Origin of the sequence: Polaribacter sp. BAL334 (assembly GCF_015767435.1) — a bacterium.
GTDB lineage: Bacteria > Bacteroidota > Bacteroidia > Flavobacteriales > Flavobacteriaceae > Polaribacter.
The window spans coordinates 1-329 of the sequence record NZ_JADWOV010000126.1 but is presented as its reverse complement, the minus strand read 5'-3'; the positions used below and the strand labels follow the sequence as shown (position 1 = coordinate 329).

At 28.9% G+C, this 329-nt stretch carries 1 protein-coding gene; it reads right to left on the bottom strand.

The window, feature by feature from the left end; translation table 11 throughout:
• Positions 1-329: fibronectin type III domain-containing protein (locus tag IU405_RS00670; RefSeq protein ID WP_197436726.1), on the bottom strand; the 329-nt coding region annotated here is incomplete at both ends.

Below are 329 nucleotides of genomic sequence, written 5' to 3'. Positions count from 1 at the left end.
GAAATAGAATGTGAATCTCCTCTTTTTACGTTGGTTGAAATATTGGTAAAATCTTGATATCCATCATCTAAATCTTTTCCTGAATTATTGTTAATCGTGTTAAAAGTAACATTCATTATATATTCAGTTCCAACTGTTAAATCAGTAAACGTTGACGCACAATAAGAAGGGATTAAAGTTGTAAACAAAAATGGATTTGAAAAAGTTCCCTCACCACAATCATTTTTAGGTTTTATACGCCAATAATAGGTGGTATTTCCTGATAAATTAGTGGATATATATGAATTTGTAGTCACATTTCCTGAAGATACAATTGTTGAAAAATTGAT